Origin of the sequence: Asanoa ferruginea (assembly GCF_003387075.1) — a bacterium.
GTDB lineage: Bacteria > Actinomycetota > Actinomycetes > Mycobacteriales > Micromonosporaceae > Asanoa > Asanoa ferruginea.
Genome location: NZ_QUMQ01000001.1, coordinates 1609126 through 1634650, shown reverse-complemented (window position 1 = coordinate 1634650; position 25525 = coordinate 1609126). Strand labels below are relative to the sequence as shown.

The window sequence follows — 25525 nt, the reverse complement described above, 5'->3', positions numbered from 1 at the left end:
GAGCGTGGCGTGTCGGTGGAGCAGGATCCCGTACGCATCCACCGATGGCGGATCTACTCGGGCCCACGCGCCGAGCGCCGGCGGCTCTGGCCCGTCCGCATGTTCCGGGCGCCGCTGAGCGTGATCGAGTCGCCGCAGAGCCCGGCCGGGCCGCTCGGTGCCAACACCTGGGTCACCTCCATGTGTGTCAGCGTCGCCTCGCTGGCCGACCTGCGTGCCCTGCTCGACCACCCGGCCGCGATCACCATGGTCCGCAAGCTGACCGTGTACGTGGAGAACTGGCACATCCCGCAGAGCAGTTGGTCGGGCCGGCTGGGTCCGATCCCGCACCTGCTCCGGCACCGGGCCGTGATGCCTTCGAGCAACCACGGCCGGGCCGAGGTCTCGCTCGAGGTGCGCTGGTCGGTCCCGCTGCGCAAGCTGATCATGGCGGTGCTGCCGATCCTCACCTCGGTCCGGCCGCTGCCCCGGCCGGTCAGCGCCGACATCACCGTGCAAGACGTCGCCCCGCCGTGGGTGGGCTCGGCGGTCAACGTGGCCGTCGTCGCCGGTGGGCTGCCGACCAACGCCGACATCCGCCCGCACGACCTGGTGCTCAGCGCCGACGGTGAGCCGCTGCCGCCGGTCCTCGACGACGGCGAAGAGGTGCCCTCGGCGGCGCAGATCTACGGCACGGTGATCCAGGCCGGCGCGGCCGGTGCGGCCGGCAGCGTCATGGTCGATGTCGAAGACTCGGCCTGCATCCGCCGCTACGGCCCGTTCGGGCCGAGCGCCCAGCGTGCCGAACTCGTCTTCGACGAGACCACCTGGCGGATCAAGGGCACCGACGGCAACCTGGTCACCGGCCGCCTCGACGCCAGCCGGATGCCCGAAGAGGCGATCGACGCGCTGTCCGACGTGGGCCTGGTGCACTGCGCCAAGGCGCCCTGCGTGCACCCGACACAGGAGGCGGCGGTGCTGGTGCGGCTGGCCGCGGCCGGCGTGCTGCTGCACGCGCCCGACCTGATGCCGCCGGTCGCCGCCCACCTCGCCGACGAGTTGCGCCCGCTGATCGTCGGCGACCTGCCGCACCTGGCCGACGGTGACTTCGAGTGGGAGGTCCGGGCGGTCCGGCAGCGCCGGGCGGCCCTGCGCCAGCACGCCACCGCGTTCGCGCTGCCCCGGCTGGCCGGCAAGACGTTCCCCGCGCTGGTCGCGCCGCCGCCGGTCAGCGTCCTGTTGGTGACCCGCCGGCTGGAGCACGTCGCCGAGGCGATGACCGCGATCGAGCGGCAGACCTACCCCGACCTGGAGATCGTGCTCTGCCTGCACGGCGTGCTGCCGTCGCCCGAGGTGCTCGACCGGGTGGCCCACTCGCCGCGGCCGGTCGAACTGGTCACCATCTCGCCCGAGGAGCGGTTCGGCTTCGGCGAGGCGATCGGCCGGGCCACCGCCCGGGCCCGCGGGAGCTTGATCACCAAGTTCGACGACGACGACACCTACGGCCCGGAGCACGTCTGGGACCTGGTGCTGGCCCGCCTGGTCTCCGGGGCCACGCTGGTCGGCAAGTCGGCCGAGTTCGTGCACCTGCACGCCCTCGACACCACGGTGCGCCGCGACGCCGGCCGCAGCGAGATCTACGCCCGGGTGGTGGCCGGCGGCACGATGCTGATCAGCCGGGGCGACCTGGAGGAGATCGGCGGCTGGCGGCCGGTGCCCCGGTCGATCGACCGTGGCCTGATCGAGCGGGTGGCCCGGGGCGGCGGCTTGATTTACCGAACCCATCCGCTGGGGTACGTCTACCACCGCCGCGCCGGCGGCCACACCTGGGATCCGGGCCTCGAATACTTCCTGCGGGAAAGCGGCGCGCAGTGGCCGGGCGTGCCCCGGCACAGCGAGTTCGGCACGCTGCCGGCGAACGCGCACCCGCTGCCGGCCGACCCGGCGCCCGCGGGGCCGATGCCCGACGCCCGCTTGGTGGGGCGCTCGGCGGGGTAAGAACCCCGGCATGGCAGCCAAGGTCGCGGTGGTCGCGCATCAACGCAAGAGCCTGGGTGGCGGGTTACCGGAGCTACGGCGCCGGCTCGCCGACGCGGGGATCATCGATCCACTGTGGTACGAGGTGCCGAAGAGCCGCAAGGCGCCCAAGAAGGTACGCAAGGCCCTCGACGCGGGCGCCGAGCTGATCCTGGTGTGGGGCGGCGACGGGATGGTGCAGCGCACCGTCGACGCGCTGGCCCACGCCGAGGCCGGCAAGGTCCCGCTGGCCATCCTGCCGGCCGGCACGGCCAACCTGTTGGCGGCCAACCTGGGCATCCCCGAAGACCTGGCCGAAGCGGTGGAGATCGCGCTGCACGGCCGGCGCCGGGCGATCGACCTCGGGCGGATCAACGGCGAGCATTTCGCGGTGATGGCCGGCGCCGGATTCGACGGCGAAATGATCCGCGAGGCCGACGGCGGGCTGAAGGACCGGTTGGGGCGGCTGGCGTACGCGTGGACCGGCGCCCGCCACGTCCGCGACGGCGCCGTGCCGATGAGGGTGACGGTCGACGGCGCGGAGTGGTACGCCGGGGCGGCTTCCTGCGTGCTGTTCGGCAACGTCGGCACGATCACCGGCGGCATCCGGGCGTTCGACGACGCCGACCCGCACGACGGCAGGCTGGAGGTCGGCGTGGCCACCGCCGAGGGCGCGCTGGAATGGGCCCGCACCCTCGGCCGGATGGCCACCGGCCGCTCCGACGGCTCACCGTTCATCAAGATCACGGCGGGTCGGGACATCAAGGTCAAGTTGGCGGAGCCGTTGACCTACGAGATCGACGGCGGTGCCCGGAGCGCCGCGAAGAAGCTCAAGGCCCGCGCGGTGCCCAGCGCCGTGACGGTCTGCCTCCCGGACCAGGCCTGACCGCGGGCCAGCTCTGACCGCGGGCCAGCTCTGACCGCGGGCCAGCTCTGACCGCGGGCCAGCCCTGACCGCGGGCCAGCCCTGACCGCGGGCCAGCCCTGACCGCGGGCCAGCCCTGACCGCGGGCCAGCCCTGACCGCGGGCCAGCCCTGACTGCGGGCTGGCTTGCTCGTTTGGCGCCCGGCGCCCGGCGCCCGGCGCCTAGGCCGGCGTGCTGGTTTCGGGCCTGTCCGGACCGCGGACCGGCCGCTCTGCTGACTCAGGGCCGGCCCTGGAGGCGGCCCGAATGGTGGGCCGGCTTTGTGGTTTCGGGCCGGCCTAGCCGCAGGCGGCCCTAGTGCTTTGGACCGGCCCTGCGGGCCGGCAGGGGTGCTGGCTTTGGACCGGCCCTGCGGGCCGGCAGGGGTGCTGGCTTTGGACCGGCCCTGCGGGCCGGCAGGGGTGCTGGCTTTGGACCGGCCCTGCGGGCCGGCAGGGGTGCTGGCTTTGGACCGGCCCTGCGGGCCGGCCGGGGTGCTGGCTTCGTCCGAACCTGCCGGCCGGCCGCTCTGCTGGCTTCGGGTCGGCCCTGGGGGCCGGCCCTAACCTAGGGCCGGCTCCGTGAATGCCGCCGGTGGCACCGGGTCGTCGGCGGGGCAGGCGCCCCGGGCGACGTAGCGCTCGATGAACGTCTCCACCGCCCGCCGCACCCGCCGGCCGGCGCCGCGCCGGTCGAGGGCCGACGCCGCAGCCGTGAAGCAGGTCAGGGCGGCCGCGGCCAGTTGCGGGTCGGCCAGCCCGTCGCGGGCCGCGGCGAGCCAGTCGCGGTGCCGGCGCAGCGGTGAGCGCAGGTGCTCGGTCGCCGCCGCGGCGGCGTCGGCCGCGATCGGGTCGTCGAGCAGCGCGGTCACCACCGCCAGCGGCACCACCCAGCCGTCGCCGGGCTGCTGGTCGATCATCCGGAACTCCAGGTAGCCGCGCGGCCGGACCGGCGGCACCAGGGTGCCCAGGTGGCGTTCCAGGTCTTCCAGGGTGGCCTCGCGCGGGCCGTGGCCGCGCAGCCAGGAGCGCATGGTCAAGCCGGTCGCCACCTGCCAGGGCGCCGGCTCGGGTTCGGCGATCATCGTGACGTTGGCCCGCAGCGCGTAGCGGGCCCAGTCGGCCCGCGGGTCGCCGGTGCGCCGGGGCGCCCGGGTGCGGGTCGCGTCGGTGCCGAACCGCAGTGCCTGCCGGTAGGAGACCCAGCGGGTGCCGCGGACCCGCCGCGGCGAGTTGGCGAACGCGGCCAGCAGCACCGGGCCGATCGCGTCGGCCAACCACCAGCGCATCTGGTAGCCGCTCCAGCCGTCGGAGTCGTCGCCGGAGTCGAGGCAGACCTGGACCGACGCGGAGTTGCACATCACCGCGAGCCCTTTGCCGCCGGACCGCGAGTGATAGTCGGCCAGCGCGACGTAGCGCGGGTGCGTGGTGATCAGTTCGGGCCGCCGGTGCGCGTCGAAGCCGGTGCCGTCGAGCAGCAGCCCGTCGGCGGCCAGCGCGGAGCGGGCCAGGGCCAGGTCGGCCCGGGTCGCCTCGACGCAGTCCAACAGCGACGCGCCGACGGCCGACGAGATCTCCAGTTGCCCGCCCGGCTCGATGGTGATCCGGCCGCCACCGGGCAGCGGATCGGAAAGTCCACTGGTCGCCTCGACCAGCCGGGCGATCGACGGGCGCGCCAACGGCGCGCGCGGATCGCGCACGGGGTATTCGAGCTCGACACCGACCCGGCCAACCGGGCCGACACGGAATCCCGCGGCCGCGACGTAGGTCTCCGCCGCGCGCTCCGTGAGGACGGCGATCTCGTCCACGGCGCCTCCGATGAGTGCGGTTATCTGCCGCCGTCGGCGGGAGTGCCGGCGGCGCCGATGGGGTGGGGTGTGTGCCGGCCGGCGTAACGCCCGGTCGGAGTGACTCCATTAGCGGTCCCGCGAGCCTCCTTGTCCAGCGGAACCGGCCAACTCGAAATGAACCTTCGATTGACCACACGTTCGGCTGACGGCGTCGGTTGCCGGCACTACTTTCACGTTTTCCCGTACGCTTTCTTAAGCACTCCTTACGTCACTGAAAGTCGTTGGTACGTAACGCATTCCGGGCCTAAGTGAGGGTCATCCGATCCTTGCGAAGAATAGGTCCGGATCGGTTAAGCTGACTGCGGCTTCCGCCGGATCATCCCCCCGGTGACACCGGCGCCGCTGCCGCCTAATCGCCGAGAGGCGAGCCGGGGACCCGAGTTCCTGGGGTGAGTCCGCGAATGCGGTAGGGGTAGTTCCGCCCCGAACCCGACAGCTAACCCGGTAGGCGGCCCTACCGAAGGAACGTGAATGACGCGCAAAGGACGTCCGCGCGCTGTTGTTCGGCGCGCCGGCATGGTCGGGATCGTCACGCTGTTGGTGGGTCTTGCCCTCACTCCAGCGGCGGTCGCCGCACCCAAACCCACGCCCGCTCCGCCTGTCGAGGGCGGGAAGAACGAACTGCTCGACGACGTGATCGAAAGGACCAGCCGGGCCTTCGTCGATGCCAAGAACGCGGTGGCCGACTCGCGCAAGAAGCAGGACGCGCTGAACAAGGACCTGGCCCGGCTCGCGGTGCGCACGGCGGCGCTGTCCCCGCAGGCCGCGGAGATCGCCCGGCACAGCTACATCAACGGCCGGATCGGTCCCGCGCTGATGCTGCTCAACAGCAGGTCTCCGAGCCTTTTCCTGGACCGTGCCGAGACGCTCGACATGCTGTCGGCCTACGACAACGGGCGGCTGGCCGAGTTGGCCGATGCCACTCGACAGACCCAGACGGCCAAGAGCCAACTCGATCTCGAGGTCAAGCGCGAGGCCGCCCAGGCGGCCGTGATGGCCAAGCAGAAGTCCGAAGTGGAGAAGGCGTTCACGCTGGCCGGCGGCGAGACCGTCAACGGCAACGTGTATGTGAACCAGCCGGTGGCCCGGCAGTCACCGCGGGCGAGCGACGGGTCGTTCCCGCCACAGTCGTGCAGCGTCAAGGACCCGACGACCAACGGCTGCATCACGCCGCGGATGTATTTCGCGCTCAAGGAGACCCAGCGGGTCGGCTACAAGCGGTTCGTCTCGTGCCACCGAGACGGCGGCCCCTTCGAGCATCCGAAGGGGCGCGCCTGTGACTTCTCGGTCTTCAAGACCCAAGACTTCGGGAGCGGCGACGCACAGGGCGACGCCCGCTTCTACGGCAACAACCTGGCGTCCTTCCTCGTCAAGAATGCCGACAAACTCGGCATCCTCTACGTGATCTGGTATCGCCAGGTGTGGCTACCGTCGACGGGGACGTGGAAGTCCTACAGCGGTCAACACGGCGATCCGTCGAGTGACCACACCAACCACGTCCACCTCTCGATCCTCTAGAAACTAGCGCCGCCGGGTTTCGGGCGCGGGCCTGCGGGCCGGCGCCCGACCCGCTGGCTGGCGGGGCTGCCGGCGGTGCGGCTCGAGGTGCGGGATCGGCATCCGCACCTCTTTCTCGGTGGTCACGGTGACCGGCTCGCCGTGGTGGGTGAGGTCGAGGCTCGAGTCGGCCGCACCGTTGCGCAGCGAATAGATCGCCTCGTGCTGGCGCACGTCGACCCGCAGCCGCATGCCCCGCCACATCAGCGCGAACTCGAGCCGGCTGATCCGGGCCGGCAGCCGCGGCACGAACGTGAGCTGCTCCTCGTGGTCGCGCATGCCGCCGAAACCGGCCACCAGACCGAGCCACGCGCCGGCCAGGGCCGCGATGTGCAGCCCTTCCCGGGTGTTGTTGTGGATGTCGTGCAGGTCCATCAGCGCGGCTTCGCCGAGATAGTCGTGTGCCAACTCGAGGTAGCCCACTTCGGCCGCGACCACCGACTGGGTGCACGACGACAACGACGAGTCGCGCACGGTACGCCGCTCGTAGTAGTCGAAGTTGCGCAGCTTCTGCTCGGGCGTGAACGCGTGACCGCACCAGTGCATGGCGAGCACCAGGTCGGCCTGCTTCACCACCTGGCGGCGGTAGAGATCGAAATAGGGGAAGTTGAGCAGCAGCGGGTAGCTCTCCGGCGGCGTGTTGTCGAAGTCCCACTCCTGGTAGCGGGTGAAGCCCTCGACCTGCGGATGCACGCCCAACTCGTCGTCGTAGGGAATGTGCATGTTGGCGGCCGCTTCGCGCCAGGCGGCGGTCTCTTCGTCGTCGACACCGAGCCGCCAGGCCCGCTCGCTGTGCCGGTTGACGCAGTCGGCGGCGGTGAGCATGTTTCGCTGCGCCATCAGGTTGGTGTAGATGTTGTCGTTCTTCACGGCGGTGTATTCGTCGGGCCCGGTCACCCCGTCGATGTGGAACTTGCCGTGCCGGTCGTGGTGGCCGAGCGAATGCCAGAGCCGGGCGGTCTCGACCAGGAGCTCCAGCCCTATCTCGCGCTCGAAGTCGGTGTCGCCGGTGGCCTGCACGTAGCGGCGGACCGCGTCGGCGATGCCGGCGTTGACGTGGAAGCCGGCGGTGCCGGCCGGCCAGTAGCCGGAGCACTCCTGGCCGCGGATGGTGCGCCAGGGGAACGCGGCGCCCCGCAGCCCGAGCTGTTTGGCCCGGTCGCGGGCCATTTCCAGGGTGGCGTGCCGCCAGCGCAGCGCGTGTGCGACCGCGACCGGCTGGGTGTAGGTGAGCACTGGCAGCGCGAACATCTCGGTGTCCCAGAAGACGTGGCCGTCGTAGCCGGGACCGGTCAGGCCCTTGGCCGCGATCGGCCGCAGCTCGGCCCGGGCGCCCGCCTGTAGCACGTGGAACAGGCCGAACCGGACCGCCTGCTGCACCTCCTGGTCGCCCTCGACGGTGACGTCGGCGGCGTCCCAGAACGTGTCGAGGTATTCCTTCTGCTCCTGGACCAGACCGTCCCAGCCGGAGAACTCGGCGGCGGCCAGCGCGGCGCTGACCTGGTCGCGGATCGCCGGCAGCGAACGCCGGCTCGACCAGCCGTAGGCCAGCAGCTTGACCACGACCAGCTTCTCGCCGGGCTTGAGCACGCAGGCGATCGTGGTGCGGGCCCAGTCGTCGTGCGCCTCGGTGCTGATGTTGGTCTTGGCCGGCCCGTCGATCTCGTGTTGCATCGCCGCGCCGACCCGCAGCCCGCTGCGCTTGGTCTTGTGGATCAGCAGGCCACGGGTCTTGTCGGTGATCCGCTCCTCGATCTGCAGCGGCTTCTCCAGCACGGCGGCGACGCGGGGGTCGCGGCTCTGCCCGGGCAGCTCCTCGTTGGCGACCAGTTCCGACTGCACGATCAGCCGCAGCGGCTCGTCGACCGCCTCGACCTCGTAGCGGATCGCGGCGATCGAGCGCTGGGTGAACGAGACGAGCCGGGTGCTGCGCACCTTGACCGCGCGGCCCGCCGGCGAACGCCAGTGGACCGACCGGTCGAGCGTGCCGGCACGCAGGTCGAGCACCCGGGTGTGCGCCTCGAGCGCGCCGTAACGCACGTCGAAGGGCTCGTCGTCGACGAGCAGGCGGATCGGCTTGCCGTTGGTCACGTTGACGACCGTCTGCCCCGACTCGGGGAAGCCGTAGCCGGCCTCGGCGTAGGGCAGCGGGCGCAGCTCGTAGAACGAGTTGAGGTAGGTGCCCGGCAGCCCGTGCGGCTCGCCCTCGTCGAGGTTGCCGCGCATCCCGATGTGCCCGTTGCCCAGGGCGAACACCGACTCGGCCTGCGCCAGCACGTCGAGGTCGAGCCGGGTCTCCCGGACGTGCCAGGCCTCGACGGGGTAGGCCCGTTCGCGGATCATGCCGTGCCCTCCAGCAGCTCGGAAAGGTCGCGCACGACGATGTCGGCGCCGTGTGTCATCAGGTCGGCGCCATGGCTGCCACCCACCCGGTCAACGCCGATCACGATGCCGAAGTTGCCGGCCCGGCCGGCCGCCACTCCGGCGAGTGCGTCTTCGAAGACGGCCGCGTCAGCGGGTGCGACACCGAGCAACTCGGCACCGCGCAGGAAGGTGTCGGGCGCGGGTTTGCCGGGCAGCTTCTCGGCCCGCGCCACGTTGCCGTCGACCCGGGCGTCGAGCCACTCGCCGAGCCCGGTGATCTTCAGGATGTCGGGGGTGTTGGCGCTCGCCGAGACGACCGCGGTCTTCAGGCCCGCTTTGCGGGCTGCCCGCAGGTAGTCGACCGAGCCGTCGTAGACCGCGACGCCGTCTTCCTTGATCCGGCGGAGCAGGATGACGTTCTTGCGGTTGCCGACGCCGTTGACCGTGTCGGCCTCCGGTGGGTCGTCGGGCTGCCCTTCTGGAAGCGTGATGTTGCGGGACCCGAGAAAGGTGCGCACTCCGTCGGCCCGGGTCCGGCCGTCGACATATTTGGGATAGTCGGAATGCGGGTCGAAAGCCGTGAACGGCTCGCCGGTGCGATCACTGCGCCGACGAAGGAATTCGTTGAAAGTCTCGGTCCACGCCGCGTTGTGAACGGTCGCAGTCTGCGTGAGCACGCCGTCCATATCGAACAGGCAGGCGGTCACATGATCGGGTAGCCCCAGCACGGGTCAAATCTAGTCGAACCGGCTTAGTGGTGCTCGTGCGCGCCCACCCCGGAAATGCGGCCCGCCGACTGTCCCGGCTCGACCACGACGAACTGCCCCATCATGCCGTCGTCCTCGTGCATCAGAAGGTGACAGTGATACATGTAGGGCAATTCCGGGTCGGCATAGTCGGCGAACTTCATGATCAATCGCGCCGCGCTCTTCGGCGGCAGGAACACCGTGTCCTTCCAGCCGGAAAGCTCGGCCGGCGGCGCCGCCCCGTCGATCGACAACACCCGAAACTGCACATCGTGTACGTGGAAGTTGTGCCGCTGGCCGTCGGTGTTGCGCACCGTCCAGATCTCGGTGGTGCCCAGCGTTGTGACCGCGTCGATCCGGTCCATGTCCATCTCGTCGCCGTTGATGTTGGTGCCGGTGAGCCGGAAGTCGCGGGTGGTCACCGCAGTGGCCGGGTCGAGCCGCGGCAGCTCGCCGAAGTCGGCCGGCAGATTCGCGCTCCGCCGCAGGGTCGCCGCCGCCCGCAGGTCGAGCACGTCGAACTGGTCGCGCCCGGTCTCGAACGACTTCCCGCCGAGCTCCGGCGGGAAGCTGCGCAGCGCGACCCGCTCGCCGGCGTGCACCGGCACGACAATCTCGGCGCGCTCACCGGGTGAGAGCCGGATCCGGCTCAGCGGGACCGGTGCCGCGAGCCGGCCGCCGTCGGTCGCCACGAGGTGGACGGGCCGCTGGTCGGCGAGGCCGAACGCGTACACCCGGGAGACCGAGGCGTTGAGCAGCCGCAACCGGACCCGGTCGGTCACCACTGTGAGGTAGGGCGCGTAAGTGCCGTTGACCAGCAGGAGGTTTCCGGTCTTCTGGTTGCGGATCCGTCCACCGTGGATGTCTTTGTCCTGCACGATGACCGGGATGTCGTCGACGCCGTAGTCGTGTGGCAGGGCGCGCTGGGTCGGGTCGTCGTCGTCGAGGATGAACATGCCGGCCAGCCCCTGGTTGACCTGCTCGCGGGTGCGGCCGTGCGGATGCGGGTGATACCAGAGCGTGGCCGCCGGCTGGTTCACCGTCCAGGTGGGTGACCACGTGGCGCCCGGGCGCACCGGCTGGTGTGGGCCGCCGTCCATCCGCGCCGGCAGGTGCATGCCGTGCCAGTGCACGCTGGTGTCCTCGTCGAGGTTGTTGACGACGTCGACCCGCACCCGCTCGCCGCGCCGGGCGCGCAGGGTGGGCCCCAGATAGTCGCCGTTGAACCCGAAGGTGCGGGTGGTGCCGTCGATCCCGAAGTCACGTTGGCCAGGCTGGGCGTGCAGCGTGAAGACGCGCTGCCCGTCGCCGTCGACCGTCGACCTGGCCAGCGGCGGGATCAGCAGCGGGCGGGAGAAGTCGACCTGCCCGACCGTGTCGACCGGGTTGCCGCAGCCGGCGGCGAGCAGGAAGGTTCCGCCGAGAGCGCCGGTGAGCAGGCTTCTGCGCCGCATGAGGTCGCACCTCCATAGTGAAGTCGTCTACATGTAGCGTGCCTTCCTATTCGGGACTTCGTCCATGGCGCCGACCGCCTTTGGGGGCTCGTTCCGGGCCACCCCTAAGGAGCCGTTCCGGTTGACATGTGATTGAGTCACACATACGTTGAAGGCATGACCGAGATCATGGAAACCAAGCTCGAGATCACCTCGTGGGACGAGAAGCCCTACCGCGAGTTCGACGACGGCCGCAAGTTCTCCAGGGCCGAGGTCGCGCTCGCCGGCACCGGCGACGGCCTGACCAGCGGCTCCTTCGAGTCGCTGCTCTACTACCGCGCCGACGGCACCAGCGAATACGTGTCCACCATGGAGCTCACCGGCACCCTGGGCGGCCGCTCCGGCAGCTTCGTGCTGCACGGCTCCGGCAGCTACGACGGCAAGACCGCGCGGGTCACGACGACGGTCGTGCCGGGCTCGGGCACCGGCGAACTCGCCGGCATCACCGGCACGGCGGAGAGCGTCTCGACCCACGCCGACTACCCGCACATGCCGCTGACCATCCGCTACGAGTTGGCGTGACCGGCGACGCCCTCGACCACCAGGCCAACCTGCTCGGCGCGGTCTCCCTCGCGGTCGCCGACCGGGCCGCCGCCGCGGTCGCGGCCGCGAGCGACGGCACCGCGGCGGTCGCCGGCAACCCGACGGCCGCCGCGGCCCTGTCGGCGCTGCTGCACTTCCTCGACCGGCCGTCGATCGACCAGCTCCGGCGGGTGCTCGGCCTGACCCCGTCCGGGGCGGTCCGGCTGGTCGACCGGCTGGCCGAAGCGGGCCTGGTGACCCGTGGCCCCGGTGGCGACGGCCGGTCCCGCTCGGTGGCGCTCACCCCGGCGGGCCTGGCCGCCGCGACCCGGCTGTCGACGGCGCGGGCCGCCGCGTTGGGCTCCGCGCTGGCCGGCCTTTCGTCGGCCGAACGCTCCACACTGGATGATCTGCTCGGCAAGGTGATGGCCGGCATCGTCGCCGAGAAAGAGGGCGGCGCCTGGCTGTGCCGGCTCTGCGACCTGACCGCCTGCGGCCGCGACGAGGGCACCTGCCCGACGGCCAACGCGGCGGCGGCGAAGTATGGCGCCGCCGCCGTGGCCCGGAGCTAAAGGCCCGCGATGGTGCGGAAGATCTCCGCGTAGAAGTTGCCCTCGATCTCGCGGAACAGGGCAAACGGCGAGTCGGGGTTGCCGAAGAACGGGCGCAGGGTCCACGCCAACTGGGTGCCGACGAAGCCGAACAGCAGGATCCATACGTGCAGCAGCGTCATGCTCGCCGGCCGCTCGGTGGCCACGCCGGGCGTCTTGACGTAGCGGCCCTGCATCGGATCCCAGACGCGCTGGCCCGGGGCCGGTGCGTGCGCGACCAGGACCGGAGGCGCCGGGGCCGCTGCCGGCGCCGCGGCTCCGTCGCCGTTGGCCGCCGGCGCGCCGACCGTGACCGGCACCTTCTCTTCCGTCACCTGGGCCGGCGCGATCGCGGGCTGGCTGACGGCCGGCTCGGGACGGGCCGGGCTCAGCAGGCCGTGCTCCGCGAGCACCCGCATGCCGCCGGTCAGGAAGCGCAGCCCGACCAGCGCCGAGAGCGCCAGGATCGAGACGTTGAGCAGCTTGAAGAAGCCGTAGTCGGGCGCGGTGATCAGGAAGAACAGGCTGATCGGGGCGAACGCCACCGCGAGCATCGAGATCACCGTGATGGCGACCATCACCAGCGACACCGACTGCTTCATCGAGAGCCGGGCGCCGAAGACCAGGTTGAAGAGGTAGAGCGTGGGCAGGCAGATGGCCAGGGTGACCAGGAACAGCAGCGGCAGCTTGACCGCCGAGGTGAGCGCCATCAGCGCGCCGTTGAAGAAGCCGAGCACCGCGCCGTAGAGCGCGAGCGCGACCGCCGAACTGGCGAGCATCTGCCCGGTGAGCCGGTTGAGGTCACGCTCTTCGACGATCTGCTGCCAGATGCTGCCTCGGTCGCGCAGGATCCGTTCAATGATCAGCAGGCCGGGGCTGTTAGCCGACACGGTGCCATCCTCTCTGGACTCAGGTGGCGACAGACGCTAAAGCACGGCCCCGCTCAGCGCCACCCCACGTCGATGCGGTCACCGCGATCGTCGAAAAAGTGCAGCGCGTCCATCCGCACCGAGACCGACAGCGACGTGCCCGACTGCACGTTGGGGTAGGGCGCCAGCCGCACCGCCAACTCGGCCGGCCGTCGGTGGTGCCGGCCCGGGTCGCTCAGCACGCTGGTGCGGCTGCGCGACGGGCCGAGTTCCTGCACCGCGGCCGCGCTGGCGCCCCGGTTGGTGAGGCGCTGCACCGCGTGCCCGAACCGGCGCAGTGGGCCGCCCTCGCTGGCCTGCTCGGCCGGTGCCTGGCCCATCTCGTCGACCACGACGGCCGTCGCGCCGATGTCGAGGAACGCCAGCGACTCGTGCCCGTGGTGCTCCAGGTAGCGGATGCGGCCCTGCAACACGTCGCCCGGGCTGTTGGGCGCGACCGGCGTCAACGCCTCGGCCCGCATGCCGACCACGATCCGCTCGCCGTGGTAGTGCGCGACGGCCCGCGCCCGGATGTCGTCCCACGGCAGATAAAGGTTCTGGTCGCCGAGGTTGAGCGTCACATAGCGGTCGAGATGGACGTAGACCGACGCCTCGAGCAGGTTCATCCGCGGGCTGCCCAGGAAGGCCGCGACGTAGAGCGTCGCCGGCCGCCCGTAGACCTGGGTCGGTGTGCCCACGTCCTGGAGCACGCCGCGGCGCATGATCGCGACCCGGTCGGCCATGGTGAGCGCCTCGGCCTGGTCGTGGGTCACGTAGATCGTGCTGACACCGAGCTCGCGGACCAGGCCCGAGATCTCCGCGCGTAGCTCGGCGCGCAGGCCGCTGTCGAGATTGGACAGCGGCTCGTCCATCAGGAACAGACCCGGCCGGCGCACGATCGCCCGGCCCATGGCGACCCGCTGCCGCTGGCCGCCGGAGAGTTGGTTGGGCTTGCGGGCGAGCACGTCGCCGATGCCGAGCGCGCTGGCGACGTCGGCCACGCGTTCGCCGCGCGCCATCGGCTCGACCCGCGACAGGCGCAGCGGGAAACCGATGTTGTCGCCGACCGACATGTGCGGGTAGAGCGCGAAATCCTGGAACACCATCGCGATCCGGCGCTCGCGCGGTGGGAGGTCGTTGGCGAGGTCGCCGTCGAGCAGGATCGCCCCGGTGGTCGGATCTTCGAGGCCGGCGACCATGCGGAGCACGGTGGACTTGCCGCACCCGGATGGACCGAGCAACACCATGAACTCGCCGTCATTGACGTCGATGCTGACGTTGTCGACCGCGACCGTTCCGTCTTGGAAGATCTTGGTGACATCTTTGAGCGCGACGGTTGTCACCGTCTCCTCCCCAGTGTCAGTTCCCCGAACTGTGCCGACCCAGGTCCTCGGACGGTCTGCCGCCGCCGCGGCATTCCGTCTTCCGGTCATGACTGTGACGAGAGTTACTCAATAAACCCATCGGGTAAACGTGCCATGTTCAGCGCGTGACAATCCGACTACCTGCATCGACCGTGATTGTTTTCCGGTCGACCGGGCGTAGCTGGGCGGTGTGCGCACCGTGGATACGCAATCTGGCGCGGCTCCGCTAGCCTCAGCCAGGCTGTGTTATTTCGAGGCAGGGAGCCGGCGATGCGATTGACGGTGGGGGTGCTCACCTACCGCAGCGCGGCCAACTTGCCGCCGCTGCTCGCCGCGCTACCCGCGGGCCTGGCCGGCGTCGACGACTGGCGCCTGGTGGTGGTCGACAGCGGTTCGTTCGACGACACCCTGATCGTCGCCAAGGATCTGGCCCCCGACGCGACACTGGTGCAACTCGACAGCAACCGTGGTTTCGCGGCCGCGGCCAACGCGGTCGCCGCCGTCCATCCCGACGCCGACGCCGTGTTGCTGCTGAGCCCGACCACCCGGCTGCGGCCGGGCTGCGCCGCCGAGTTGCTGGCCGCGCTCGCCGAGCCGGGTGTGGGCATCGCCGTGCCGCGGCTGATCGGCCGCGACGGCGCCTACAAGACCTCGCTGCGCCGGCGCCCGACGCTCGGGCGGGCGGTCGCCGAGGCGGTCCTGGGCGGCAACCGGGCCAGCCGGCTCGGCCGCGGCGAGCTGATCGCCGACCCGGCCGGCTACGACGCCCGCACCCCGGCCGACTGGGCCACCGGCGCGGTGACCATGTTCAGCCGGGCCTGCCTGACCGCGACCGGGCCGTGGGACGAGACCTTCTTCCTCTACAGCGAAGAGACCGAATACGCCCTGCGCGCCGCCGACCACGGCTTCCGGCTGGCCTTCGTGCCCACCGCCGAAGCGGTGCACAACGGCGGCGACGCCCGCAACGTGCCGGCTCTCTGGGGGATCATGGTGGCCAACCGGGTCCGGCTGCACGGCATGCGGCACGGCCGCGCCGCCGCCACCGCGTTCTGGGCGGCGATCACCCTGGGCGAGGCGATCCGCGCGCCCGGTGACGTCAACCACCGTTACGCCACCCGCAAGCTGTTGCGGGAGCGCCAGGGATTGATCATGGGGCGGCCCGCAGAGGTGCCAGAGCAGCTCCGCTGACCCCGTCACCCTGTGGCGAAGCCGATTCGGCATTAGCGTGGAAGCATGACTGACGTGACGGCTGGAACTGTTTCGGTGCAGCCACCGGACCCGGCCGAGGGCAGTCACGTCGAGCGCGGCATTGTCGAGCACCCCACCTCCGACGACTTCCTCCACGCCAGAAACGTTCCGGTCGACTCGACCTGGTTCCAGCGGGCGGTCTTCTACGAAGTGCTGGTGCGGGCGTTCGCCGACTCCGACGGTGACGGCTCCGGCGACCTGCGAGGTTTGATCGACCGCCTCGACTACCTGGCCTGGCTGGGTGTCGACTGTCTGTGGCTCCCGCCGTTCTACGACTCGCCCCTGCGCGACGGCGGCTACGACATCCGTGACTTCTACAAGGTGCTGCCCGAGTTCGGCACCGTCGACGACTTCGTCGCCCTGCTCGACGCCGCGCACAAGCGGGGCATCCGGGTGATCACCGACCTGGTCATGAACCACACCTCCGACCAGCACCCCTGGTTCCAGGAGTCGCGCCGTGACCCCGAGGGCCCATACGGCGACTTCTACGTGTGGAGCGACACCGACAGCAGATACCAGGACGCCCGGATCATCTTCGTCGATACCGAGGAGTCCAACTGGACGTTCGACCCGGTCCGCCGGCAGTTCTACTGGCACCGGTTCTTCTCGCACCAGCCCGACCTCAACTACGCCAACCCGGCCGTGCAGAACGCCATGCTCGACGTCCTGCGGTTCTGGCTCGACCTGGGCATCGACGGCTTCCGCCTCGACGCGGTGCCCTACCTCTTCGAGGCCGACGGCACCAACTGCGAGAACCTGCCCGAGACCCACGCGTTCCTGCGGCACTGCCGCAAGGTGATCGACGACGAGTTCCCCGGCCGGGTGCTGCTCGCCGAGGCCAACCAGTGGCCGGCCGACGTGGTCGCCTACTTCGGCGACCCGGAGTCCGACGGCGACGAATGCCACATGGCGTTCCATTTCCCGCTGATGCCGCGCATCTTCATGGCGGTCCGGCGCGAGTCGCGCTTCCCGATCTCCGAGATCCTGGCCAACACGCCGGCCATCCCGGCCAACTGCCAGTGGGGCATCTTCCTGCGTAACCACGACGAGCTCACGCTCGAGATGGTCACCGACGAAGAGCGCGACTACATGTATATGGAGTACGCCAAAGACCCGCGGATGAAGGCCAACATCGGCATCCGCCGCCGGCTGGCGCCGCTCCTCGACAACGACCGCAACCAGCAGGAACTGTTCACCGCCTTACTGTTGTCGTTGCCCGGTTCGCCGGTCCTCTACTATGGCGACGAGATCGGCATGGGCGACAACATCTGGCTGGGCGATCGCGACGGGGTGCGCACCCCGATGCAGTGGACGCCCGATCGAAACGCCGGTTTCTCCACCTCGACCCCGGGCCGCATCTACTTGCCGGTCAACCAGGATCCGATCTACGGTTTTCAATCGGTGAACGTCGAGGCGCAACGCGACAGTTCGACGTCGTTGCTCAACTGGACGCGGTTGATGCTGTCGGTGCGCCGCCGGCACGACTCGTTCGCCGTCGGCACGTTCCAGGAGCTCGGCGGCTCCAACCCGGCGGTGCTCGCGTTCCTGCGTCACCATGAAGACGACGTGGTGCTCTGCGTCAACAACCTGTCCCGTTTCCCGCAGCCCATCGAGCTCAACTTGCAGGCCTGGTCGGGCTATTCGCCGATCGAGCTGACCGGACGCGTTCTGTTTCCCCGGATCGGCCAGCTACCCTACCTGCTGACCCTGCCCGGCTACGGGTTCTACTGGTTCCAGCTCACCCCACCGTCCGAAGAGGATGATCCGGCCCGTGCGGCCGAACAGCACATGGAGGAGTCATGACTTTGCCGTATGCCGACTGGCTACCGCATCAGCGGTGGTACGCCGGACGCGGCCGCACCCTCCACAGTGTCACGCCCGTCGCGGTCACCACCCTGCGCGATTCCCTCGACCACGTGCTGCTCGACGTCGAATACGACGACGGCGGCACCGAGCGCTACCAGCTCTACGTGGCCTGGGACGGCGAACCGCGACCGGAATACGCCGGCACCGCGACCATCGGCATCGAGGGCGACCGCGCCGGCTATGACGCGCTCTACGACGAGCCGGCGGCCCGCGCCCTGCTGGAGCTGATCGACCAGGACGCCGTGATCGGCCGGCTGCTCTTCCGCCGCGAGCCGGAGGCAAAGCTGCCGTTGGACGCGCCGGCCCGGGTGGCCGAGGCCGAGCAGAGCAACACCAGCGTCGTCTACGACCGGGCGGCGATCCTCAAGGTCTTCCGCCGGGTGGTCACCGGCATCAACCCCGACGTCGAGCTCAACCGGGTGCTGGCGAGGGCCGGCTGCGCACACGTGGCCCAGTTGCTCGGCGCGGTGGAAAGCTCCGACGAGCGCGGCGAGCCGGTCTCGCTGGCCATGCTGACCGCCTACGCGGAAAACTCCGCCGAGGGCTGGGCGATGGCCACCACCAGCGTGCGCGACCTGTTCGGCGAGGCCGACCTGGCCGCCGACGAGGTGGGCGGCGACTTCTCCGGCGAGTCCTACCGGCTCGGCGAGGCGGTCGCGGTGGTGCACCGGATGCTGGCCCAGGAGCTGGGCAGCGAGACGGTGCTGTTCCCGGTCGACCGGATGCTGGCCCGCCTCGACCGCGCGGCGGCGTTCGTCCCCGCGCTGGCGCCACACGTCGACGCGGCCGCGGCCCGGTTCCGCGCGGTCGGCGGCACGGAGATGACCGTCCACCGGGTGCACGGCGACCTGCACCTGGGCCAGGTGCTGCGCACGCCGAAGACCTGGCTGCTGATCGACTTCGAGGGCGAGCCCGGCCAGCCGGTCGAGGAACGCCGCCGCCCCGACTCGCCGCTGCGCGACGTCGCCGGCATGCTGCGCTCCTTCGAATACGCGCCGCACCACCTGATCGTCGACCAGCCCGACGACGCCCAGGTGGTCTACCGGGCCCGCGAGTGGGCCGAGCTCAACCGGGGCAAGTTCTGCGACGGCTACGCGAGCGTCGCGGGCGACGACCCCCGGTCGCGGCCCGAGCTGCTCGGTGCGTTCGAGCTCGACAAGGCCATCTACGAAGCCGCCTACGAGGCCCGGTTCCGGCCGAGCTGGCTGCCCATCTCGCTGCGCTCGGTGGCCCGCCTCCTGGGCTAGCGTGGGTCCGGTGCTGGTCACGCTCGCCGTCGAGAACTACCGGTCACTGCGCCGGTTGGTGCTGCCACTGCGCCGGCTCAACGTGGTGACCGGCGCCAACGGCGTGGGCAAGTCGAGCCTCTACCGCTCGTTGCGGCTGCTGTCCGCGTCGGCCCGCGGTGGCGTGGTGGCCGCGTTGGCCCGCGAGGGCGGCCTGCCGTCGACGCTGTGGGCCGGGCCCGAGACGATCGGGCGGGCGGTCCGCGACGGCGAGCACCCCGTCCAGGGCACGGTGCGCACGAAGCGGGTGGCGCTGCGGTTGGGTTTCGCCAGCGACTCGTTCGGCTATGCCATCGACCTCGGGCTGCCGCAGGTGGCCGGCCCGACGATGTTCGACCTCGACCCGGAGATCAAGAGCGAGTGCAGCTGGTCGGGCCCGATCCTGCGGCCGGCGACCAAGCTCACCGAGCGAACCAACACCGCCGTCGGCGTACGCGGACCGGATGGTTCCTGGCACGCCACCAGGCTGAAGCTGCGCCCCTACGACAGCATGCTCGCCGAGTTCGTCGATCCGGAACTGGCGCCCGACCTGATGCTGCTGCGCGAACGGATCCGCTCCTGGCGCTTCTACGACCACGTGCGCACCGATGCCGACGCGCCGATGCGGGCCGCGCAGGTCGGCACCCGCACGCCCGTGCTCGGCCCCGACGGCGCCGACCTGGCGCCGGCGTTGGCGACGATCCGGGAGGTCGGCGACGCGGCCGCCCTCGACGTCGCGGTCGACCTCGCCTTCCCGGGCAGCCGGCTGGGCATCGCGGCCGCCGCCGGCCGGTTCGAGCTGAGCCTGACCCAGCCCGGAATGCTCCGCCCGCTCGGCGCCGCTGAACTTTCCGACGGAACGCTGCGTTACCTGAGCTGGGTGGCCGCGCTGCTCACACCGCGGCCCCCGGAACTGCTGGTGCTCAACGAACCGGAGAACAGCCTGCACCCCGACCTGATCCGACCGCTGGCCGCACTGATCGCCGGCGCGTCGGAGCAGATGCAGATCGTCGTCGTCACCCACTCACGGGCGCTGGCCGCCGCGCTGGACGCCCACGCCGACGAGGCCGACCTGCAACTCGTGGAACTCGCCAAGGAGCACGGCGAGACCTACGTCGTCGGACAGGGCAGGCTCGACGAGCCCGCGTGGCACTGGCCGAAACGCTGAGGAAGGATCAACACATGAGTCTCGAACGACCTGTTCCACCAGATCCCTACGACCTGCTGCCGACCGTCCCGGCGTTCACGCTGACCAGCGACGACGTGCGCGACGGCGAGCAGATGGCCGACACCTTCGCCGACCCGAGCGTCGGCGGCGCCGGCAAGTCGCCGCAGCTGTCCTGGTCGGGCTTCCCGGATTCGACCAAGAGCTTCGTGATCACCTGCTACGACCCGGACGCGCCGACGCACAGCGGCTTCTGGCACTGGGTGCTGGTCAACGTCCCGGTCACGGTCACCTCGCTGGAGCAGGGCGCGCTGCCGCCGGCCGGCTCGTTCGCGGTGCGCAACGACTACGGCACCAAGGAATACGGCGGGGCGGCGCCGCCGCAGGGCGACTTCCCGCACCGCTACCTGTTCACTGTGCACGCGGTCGACGTCGAGCAACTCGACGTGACGCCCGACGTGTCGCCCGCGGTGGTCAGCTTCAACCTGACCTTCCACGACCTGGCCCGCGCCGTCATCCGGCCGACATATCAGGTGAAGTAACCACGACCTCGATAGGGTGGGCCGGGTGAAGATCGGCATCGGACTTCCCAACACCATGCCGGGCATTCCCGGCACCACCCTCGTCGAGTGGGCGCGCCGCTCCGAAGAGCGCGGCTTCGCCGGGCTGGCGACCATCGACCGGATCGCCTATCCCAACCACGACTCGCTGACCGCGCTGGCTGCCGCCGCGGCGGTGACCAGCCGCATCGGGCTCTACACCAACATCCTGCTCGGCCCGGTCTACCCGGCGGCGCTGCTGGCCAAGTCGGCCGCGACGGTCGATCAGATCTCCGGCGGCCGGCTGACGTTGGGTCTGGCCGCGGGCGGCCGGCCCGACGACTTCGAGGTGATGGGCGTCGACTTCACCCGGCGAGGCCGCGAGTTCGACCGCACGCTCGACCGGATCCACCGCATCTGGTCGGGCGACCCCGAGCACTCGCCGGCTCCCGTCAACGCCCGCGCGGTTCCCGTCATCATCGGTGGCACCGGCGACGCGGCGTTCCGCCGGCTGGTGTCGTGGGGTGCCGGTGGCGCCATCGGTGGCGGCGGCCCGGAGCAGGTCGGTGAATATGCCGCCCGGGTCCGCACCGCCTGGCGGGAAGCCGGCCGCGAGGGCGAGCCGCGGATCACCGCGCTGGCCTACTTCTCGCTCGGCGACGACGCCGAGGAGCGGTCGCTGGCCTACCTGCGCCACTACTACGCCTTCCTCGGCGCCTACGCCGACGGGATCGCGACCAACGCGTTGCGTACCCCCGAAGCGATCCGGGCCCGGGTCGAGGCGTTCGAAGCGGTCGGCGTCACCGAGCTTTACCTGAATCCGACCGTGCCGTCGCTCGACCAGGTCGAGCGGCTGGCCGACGTGGTCAGTCCGGCATCGCCAGGTTGACCCGCACACCGAGCAGCCGCACCGGCCGCTTCCACTCGAACTTCTCCAGCAGCCCGACGGCGGCCCGCTCGACGACGTCGGGATCGGTGGTCGGCCCGGCGCGCAGCTTCGTCTCCCGGGTCGGCGTGAAGAAGCTGACGTAGCGCACCTTGACCGCGACGTGGGTGATCTCGCGCCCGTCGGCGACCACGTCGGCGGTCAGCGCGCGGGCCATCCCGGCCACTTCGCGGGCGATCTCCGCCGGGTCGGACAGGTCTTCGGCGTAAGTGTTCTCGCGGCTCTTCGACCGGGCCACCCACGGTTCGGTGCTGATGTGCGTGTCGCCACCACCGGCCGCGGCCACCGGCAGCCACGCCGCCATCCGCGGCCCGAACCGTTCGATCAGCGCCTCCGCCGGCGTGCCGGCGAGCTCGGCGACCGTGTGCAGGCCCAACTCGTCGAGCTTGCGGGTGGTCTTCGGGCCGACTCCCCAGAGCTCCGCCGCCGGACGCGGACCCATCACGTCGAGCCAGGTCGCGGTCGTCAACGTGTGCACGCCACCCGGCTTGCCGAACCGGGCCGCCGTCTTGGCCTGGAGCTTGTTCTCGCCGATGCCGATCGCGCAGGACAGCCCGGTCGCCGCGAACACCGCCGCCTTGAGCTTGACGGCCAAGGCGACCGGGTCGGCGATGTCGCCGCCGATGAACGCCTCGTCCCAACCCCAGACCTCGACGTCGACCGGGAAGCGGCGCAGCACCGCCATCACCTCATCGGACGCCGCGCTGTAGGCGGCCGGGTCGGTCGCCAGGAACACCGCCTCCGGGCAGAGCTGCGCGGCTCGGCGCAACGGCATTCCGGAGTGGACACCGTGCGCTCGGGCCTCGTAGGAAGCCGTCGAGACCACCTGCCGACGCGCCGTCGGGTCGCCCGCGCCGCCGACCACGACCGGCCGGCCGCGCAACTCCGGGTGGCGCAGGATCTCCACCGCGGCCACGAACTGGTCCATGTCGACGTGCAGCAGCCAGGTCATGGCGCCGCGGCCACCAGCCGCCGGGCCCGGTCGCGCAGGTAGCGCTGTTCCGGCTCGCTGAGCGTGCGGCCGGCGGCGTCCACATAGGCCGCCGCGGCACCGTCGGCGTCGCCGGCCAGTTCGAGCAGGTGTGCGCGTACGGCAGCCAGCCGGTGGTGTCTGGTCATCCGCTCGTCGCCGTCGAGCGTGGCCAGCAGGTCGAGCCCGGCCTGCGGACCGGCCACCATCGCGACCGCGACGGCCTTGTTGAGCCGGACCATCGGGCTGTCGGTCACCCGCTCCAGCAGCTCGTAGAGCGCCAGCACCTGCCGCCAGTCGGTGTCGGCCGCGCTGGCCGCCTCGTCGTGCACCGCGGCGATCGCCGCCTGGAGCTGGTAGGCGCCGGGTCGGGTGCGGGCCAGCGCGCCGGTGACGAGCCCGACCCCCTCGGCGATCGCCGCCCGGTCCCACCGCGACCGGTCCTGCTCGTCGAGCGGCACCAACTCCCCGGCGGGACCTATGCGGGCCGGGCGCCGGGCGTCGGTCAACAGCATCAGCGCGAGCAGGCCGGCCGCCTCGCCGTCGTCGGGCAGCAGCCGGTGCAGCATGCGGGCGAGCCGGATCGCTTCCGCGGACAGCTCGACCCGGGCGAGATGCGGCCCGGAACTGCTCGTGTAGCCCTCGTTGAAGATCAGATAAAGCACCTGGAGTACGGCGTCCAGCCGCGCGTCCCGCGACTCCGGCGGCGGCAGCTCGAACCCGAGCCCGGACGACTTGATCTTCTGCTTGGCGCGGCTGATCCGCTGTCCCATGGTCGGCTCGGGCACCAGGAAGGCGCTCGCGATCTCGGCCGTGGTGAGGCCGCCGACGGCCCGAAGGGTGAGCGCCACCTGCGCCGGCACCGCGATCGCCGGGTGGCAGCAGAGGAACAGCAGCACCAGCGAGTCGTCGCTGTCGGTCGGCTCGGCGTCAGCCGGCGGCGCGACCCGGGTGGCGGAAGGGTCGCGCTGGAAGTCGTTCTCCTCGCGTTGCCGCCGGGATTCGTCGCTGCGTAGCTGGTCGATCAGGCGCCGCGACGCGACCCGGATCAGCCAGGCGCGCGGATCGTCGGGCTGACCGTCGGCCGGCCACTGGGTCGCCGCCGCGAGCAGCGCCTCCTGCACGGCGTCTTCCGCCGCGTCGAAGTGGCCGTAGCGGCGCACCAGCGCACCCAGCACCTGCGGCGCCAGCTCCCTGAGCAGCTCTTCCGTGCCCACGACCAGAAGCCTACGACCCCGCCCGCTGCTGCGATCAGTAGAGCGTCGCCGCCCGGGCGATCAGGCTGACCACGTAGGCCAGGGTGAAGACCAGGGCGAGAATGGCGGCGGTGCGCAGCCGGGGGTCGGCCCGTTGCCGCCGCGACCGGGCCCGGGTGACCCCGAAGATCAGGAAGCCGAGCGGCAGGATCAGGAAGATCGGGTTGATCAGCACCGCGAAGGCCAGCACGAACGAGATCCAGCCGGCGGTGGTGGTCGGGTGCAGCGCGTCGGCGTCGGAGATGCCCAGGTTGTAGACGCCGTAGCGGGCGCGCTGCAACTCGGGCAGGCGGGCGGTGTATCCGGCCTCGCCGTTGTCGCGCATGTCGACGGCGATGTCGGCCTGCGCGCGCTGGAGTTGGCGGACCCGGCGATAGCCGCGCGCACCCGCGTAGACGTAGGCGTTCCAGCGCGCCCGGCCCCGGCTGCGCCAGCCGCGCAACGCGATGATCTCGTTGTGCGTGGCGATCCACGGGTTGCGCAGGCTCTCCAGCGGGCCGGCCACGCCCTCGTATTCGTCCTTGCGGAAGAAGTGCAACAGGATCAGGAACGTGCCGAGGATCAGCAGCCCCTTGACCAGCAGCACGAGCAGGGTGCCGTAGAGGCCGGCGTTGTTGGTCAGCGAGGCCGCCGCCGGTGAGTTCCAGAGGAAGTGCATCAACCACGCCAGGGCCAGGGCGCCGAGCGCGACGCCGATCCGGTTGACCCAGGAGCGTTCCCGATGCAACACGGCGTACGCCACGCCGGCTCCGGCGATCGCGCTGTAGACCGTGTGGCTCCACAGCCCGGCGAGCAGCCCGCGGACGATGAACGTCTGGAGCACTGGGCCGAGGCTGTCGGTGCCGGCGGCCGCCACGGCGTTGAGGCTGTAGGTGATGTTCTCGATCTCCTGGAACCCGAGACCGACGAATGCTCCGTACACCACGCCGTCTAGAACGCTGTTGATCTGCCGGCGGGCCAGCAGCACGATCATCACGATGCCGAGCGTCTTGAGGATCTCCTCGTCGGTCGGCCCCTCGATCGCCGCGGCCCAGTCGCGCACGAACCCGAGCGAGGTCATCTTGACCAGGATCGACTCGAGCGCGGTGTTGGCCCGCAGCGCGTTGGCGCTGGCGACGAAGCCGCCCCAGACCAGCGCGGCGGCGAACAGCCAGCGCGGCTCGGGCTCGAGCCAGTCGACCGCCCGGATGATCGTCACGAACACGGCGCCGTGAATCCCGAACAGGATGACCGCGAGCACGAACGCGGCCGGCGCGTCGGCGATGGCGGGGCCGAACGACAAGCACAGGATCACGATGCCGGCGATGGCCAGCGCGATGAACACCCAGACCGCCGGCCACCGCGCGGCAGCGCCCCACGACGCGAACACCCGCCGCGTGCCCGGCGCCGGTGGCTGCGGGGTGGCGCTCTGTTCGACACTCATGCCGTCGCCTGGATGTCGACGGTCTTGACGCTGGTCTCCAGCGCGTCGCGGTGTGCGGTGACGCCCGCGTCGTTGCCGTCGACGACCGCGGTCACGCCGGTGCCGTCGAGGAGGTAGACCGTGTACCAGCCGGTGCGGTTCTCCGCCACGAAGGTGGCCCGCAGCCCGGGCAGGCCGCTATTGGAGGTGATCTGCTGGTCGTCGGAGATGGCCTGCACGCCGCTGATGTTCTGCACCTCGGCCCGGATCCGGTCGGCGAGTTGCTGGAGGGTGCCGGGGAAGCTCTCGGCGGTCAGCCGGTAGCGCACACCGTCGACGTCGAGCGTGACCACGCCCTGCTCGGGCGAGGTCTGCCCGGCGACGACGGAGGCGTCGGGTGGGGGCACGACGCTCGCGTTGTCGGCGAACTCCAGCGGGGTCGTGCTCGACACGGTGTTGTTGGGCAGCGCGTCGTCGATCGCCGGCACGCCGAACGACAGCACGAGAACCCCCGCGACCACCGCGAGGCAGCCGGCGAGATTACGCCGCCACGCGGAGGACGCCCCTGCCATCAG

21 protein-coding genes and 1 riboswitch are annotated in these 25525 nt (G+C 71.0%); of the genes, 11 read left to right on the top strand and 10 right to left on the bottom strand.

Translation table 11 applies throughout. The features are described from left to right. Positions 1–9: 9 nt before the first annotated feature. Together DFJ67_RS07990 and DFJ67_RS07985 are read left to right on the top strand one after the other, a co-directional pair. On the top strand, positions 10–1977 hold the full coding sequence (locus DFJ67_RS07990; RefSeq protein WP_116067292.1) for a glycosyltransferase family 2 protein: 1968 nt from the start codon (positions 10–12) through the stop codon (positions 1975–1977). Between the two features lie 10 nt (positions 1978–1987). Next, positions 1988–2881, top strand: a complete 894-nt coding sequence (locus DFJ67_RS07985; RefSeq protein WP_116067291.1) for a diacylglycerol/lipid kinase family protein — start codon at positions 1988–1990, stop codon at positions 2879–2881. A 581-nt stretch (positions 2882–3462) separates the two neighbouring features. Here DFJ67_RS07985 and DFJ67_RS07970 read toward each other — a convergent pair. Further along, positions 3463–4707: a glutamate-cysteine ligase family protein gene (locus DFJ67_RS07970; protein ID WP_203784198.1), complete on the bottom strand. Its 1245-nt coding sequence runs from the start codon at positions 4705–4707 to the stop codon at positions 3463–3465. A 378-nt stretch (positions 4708–5085) separates the two neighbouring features. Further along, positions 5086–5216, top strand: a riboswitch (cyclic di-AMP (ydaO/yuaA leader). A 4-nt stretch (positions 5217–5220) separates the two neighbouring features. Here DFJ67_RS07970 and DFJ67_RS07965 point away from each other — a divergent pair. After that, a complete protein-coding gene (locus tag DFJ67_RS07965) occupies positions 5221–6267 on the top strand; it encodes a coiled-coil domain-containing protein (RefSeq protein ID WP_147315449.1) in 1047 nt (348 codons plus the stop codon). A gap of 3 nt (positions 6268–6270) precedes the next feature. On the opposite strand, the gene DFJ67_RS07960 is transcribed toward DFJ67_RS07965, so the two are convergent. From DFJ67_RS07960 to DFJ67_RS07950, 3 genes are read right to left on the bottom strand one after another with little or no spacing between them, the layout of a single operon-like run. After that, positions 6271–8649, bottom strand: coding sequence for a glycoside hydrolase family 65 protein (locus DFJ67_RS07960; protein ID WP_116067289.1), 2379 nt, complete (start codon positions 8647–8649; stop codon positions 6271–6273). Then, the gene (locus tag DFJ67_RS07955) at positions 8646–9398 is read right to left on the bottom strand and encodes an HAD family hydrolase (protein ID WP_116067288.1); all 753 of its coding nucleotides are present in this window, start codon (positions 9396–9398) and stop codon (positions 8646–8648) included. Before DFJ67_RS07955 ends, DFJ67_RS07960 begins: the two co-directional genes overlap by 4 nt. Before the next feature lie 23 nt (positions 9399–9421). Then, the gene (locus tag DFJ67_RS07950; protein WP_203784197.1) at positions 9422–10870 is read right to left on the bottom strand and encodes a multicopper oxidase family protein; all 1449 of its coding nucleotides are present in this window, start codon (positions 10868–10870) and stop codon (positions 9422–9424) included. 156 nt (positions 10871–11026) lie between these two features. On the opposite strand from DFJ67_RS07950, the gene DFJ67_RS07945 reads away from it, so the two are divergent. Both DFJ67_RS07945 and DFJ67_RS07940 read left to right on the top strand, forming a co-directional pair. Beyond that, positions 11027–11431, top strand: a complete 405-nt coding sequence (locus tag DFJ67_RS07945) for a DUF3224 domain-containing protein (RefSeq protein ID WP_116067287.1) — start codon at positions 11027–11029, stop codon at positions 11429–11431. Next, positions 11428–12003 carry a MarR family winged helix-turn-helix transcriptional regulator gene (locus DFJ67_RS07940; protein ID WP_116067286.1) on the top strand — a complete coding sequence of 192 codons (576 nt, stop codon included), beginning with the start codon at positions 11428–11430 and terminating at the stop codon, positions 12001–12003. The genes DFJ67_RS07945 and DFJ67_RS07940 overlap by 4 nt, the downstream gene beginning before the upstream one ends. Here the strand turns inward: DFJ67_RS07940 and DFJ67_RS07935 are convergent. After that, positions 12000–12911, bottom strand: a complete 912-nt coding sequence (locus DFJ67_RS07935) for a hypothetical protein (RefSeq protein WP_116067285.1) — start codon at positions 12909–12911, stop codon at positions 12000–12002. The two genes, DFJ67_RS07940 and DFJ67_RS07935, sit on opposite strands and share 4 nt — an antisense overlap. A gap of 53 nt (positions 12912–12964) precedes the next feature. Further along, on the bottom strand, positions 12965–14272 hold the full coding sequence (locus DFJ67_RS07930) for an ABC transporter ATP-binding protein (RefSeq protein WP_116067284.1): 1308 nt from the start codon (positions 14270–14272) through the stop codon (positions 12965–12967). A gap of 291 nt (positions 14273–14563) precedes the next feature. On the opposite strand from DFJ67_RS07930, the gene DFJ67_RS07925 reads away from it, so the two are divergent. The 6 genes from DFJ67_RS07925 to DFJ67_RS07900 are packed head-to-tail and all read left to right on the top strand — an operon-like array spanning position 14564 to position 21265. Continuing rightward, complete coding sequence (locus DFJ67_RS07925) at positions 14564–15481, top strand: glycosyltransferase family 2 protein (protein WP_116067283.1); 918 nt, start codon at positions 14564–14566, stop codon at positions 15479–15481. Positions 15482–15526: 45 nt separating this feature from the next. Continuing rightward, positions 15527–17344 carry a maltose alpha-D-glucosyltransferase gene (gene treS / locus DFJ67_RS07920; RefSeq protein WP_116067282.1) on the top strand — a complete coding sequence of 606 codons (1818 nt, stop codon included), beginning with the start codon at positions 15527–15529 and terminating at the stop codon, positions 17342–17344. Then, a complete protein-coding gene (locus DFJ67_RS07915; RefSeq protein WP_116067281.1) occupies positions 17341–18654 on the top strand; it encodes a maltokinase N-terminal cap-like domain-containing protein in 1314 nt (437 codons plus the stop codon). Before treS ends, DFJ67_RS07915 begins: the two co-directional genes overlap by 4 nt. A 10-nt stretch (positions 18655–18664) precedes the next feature. Further along, the gene (locus DFJ67_RS07910) at positions 18665–19840 is read left to right on the top strand and encodes an AAA family ATPase (RefSeq protein WP_116075842.1); all 1176 of its coding nucleotides are present in this window, start codon (positions 18665–18667) and stop codon (positions 19838–19840) included. Between the two features lie 14 nt (positions 19841–19854). Further along, positions 19855–20379 carry a YbhB/YbcL family Raf kinase inhibitor-like protein gene (locus DFJ67_RS07905; protein WP_116067280.1) on the top strand — a complete coding sequence of 175 codons (525 nt, stop codon included), beginning with the start codon at positions 19855–19857 and terminating at the stop codon, positions 20377–20379. Positions 20380–20404: 25 nt separating this feature from the next. Beyond that, positions 20405–21265, top strand: coding sequence for an LLM class flavin-dependent oxidoreductase (locus tag DFJ67_RS07900; RefSeq protein WP_116075840.1), 861 nt, complete (start codon positions 20405–20407; stop codon positions 21263–21265). On the opposite strand, the gene DFJ67_RS07895 is transcribed toward DFJ67_RS07900, so the two are convergent. Genes DFJ67_RS07895 through DFJ67_RS07880 form a run of 4 tightly spaced genes read right to left on the bottom strand, consistent with a single transcriptional unit; the run spans position 21243 to position 25522 of the window. Beyond that, positions 21243–22274 (bottom strand): DNA polymerase IV, encoded by a 1032-nt coding sequence (locus DFJ67_RS07895; protein ID WP_116067279.1) that lies wholly within the window; start codon positions 22272–22274, stop codon positions 21243–21245. The two genes, DFJ67_RS07900 and DFJ67_RS07895, sit on opposite strands and share 23 nt — an antisense overlap. Further along, positions 22271–23515 carry an RNA polymerase sigma factor gene (locus DFJ67_RS07890; protein WP_116067278.1) on the bottom strand — a complete coding sequence of 415 codons (1245 nt, stop codon included), beginning with the start codon at positions 23513–23515 and terminating at the stop codon, positions 22271–22273. Before DFJ67_RS07890 ends, DFJ67_RS07895 begins: the two co-directional genes overlap by 4 nt. Before the next feature lie 28 nt (positions 23516–23543). Continuing rightward, complete coding sequence (locus tag DFJ67_RS07885) at positions 23544–24971, bottom strand: PrsW family intramembrane metalloprotease (RefSeq protein ID WP_116067277.1); 1428 nt, start codon at positions 24969–24971, stop codon at positions 23544–23546. Further along, positions 24968–25522 carry a hypothetical protein gene (locus DFJ67_RS07880; RefSeq protein ID WP_147315448.1) on the bottom strand — a complete coding sequence of 185 codons (555 nt, stop codon included), beginning with the start codon at positions 25520–25522 and terminating at the stop codon, positions 24968–24970. Before DFJ67_RS07880 ends, DFJ67_RS07885 begins: the two co-directional genes overlap by 4 nt. Positions 25523–25525 lie beyond the last annotated feature (3 nt).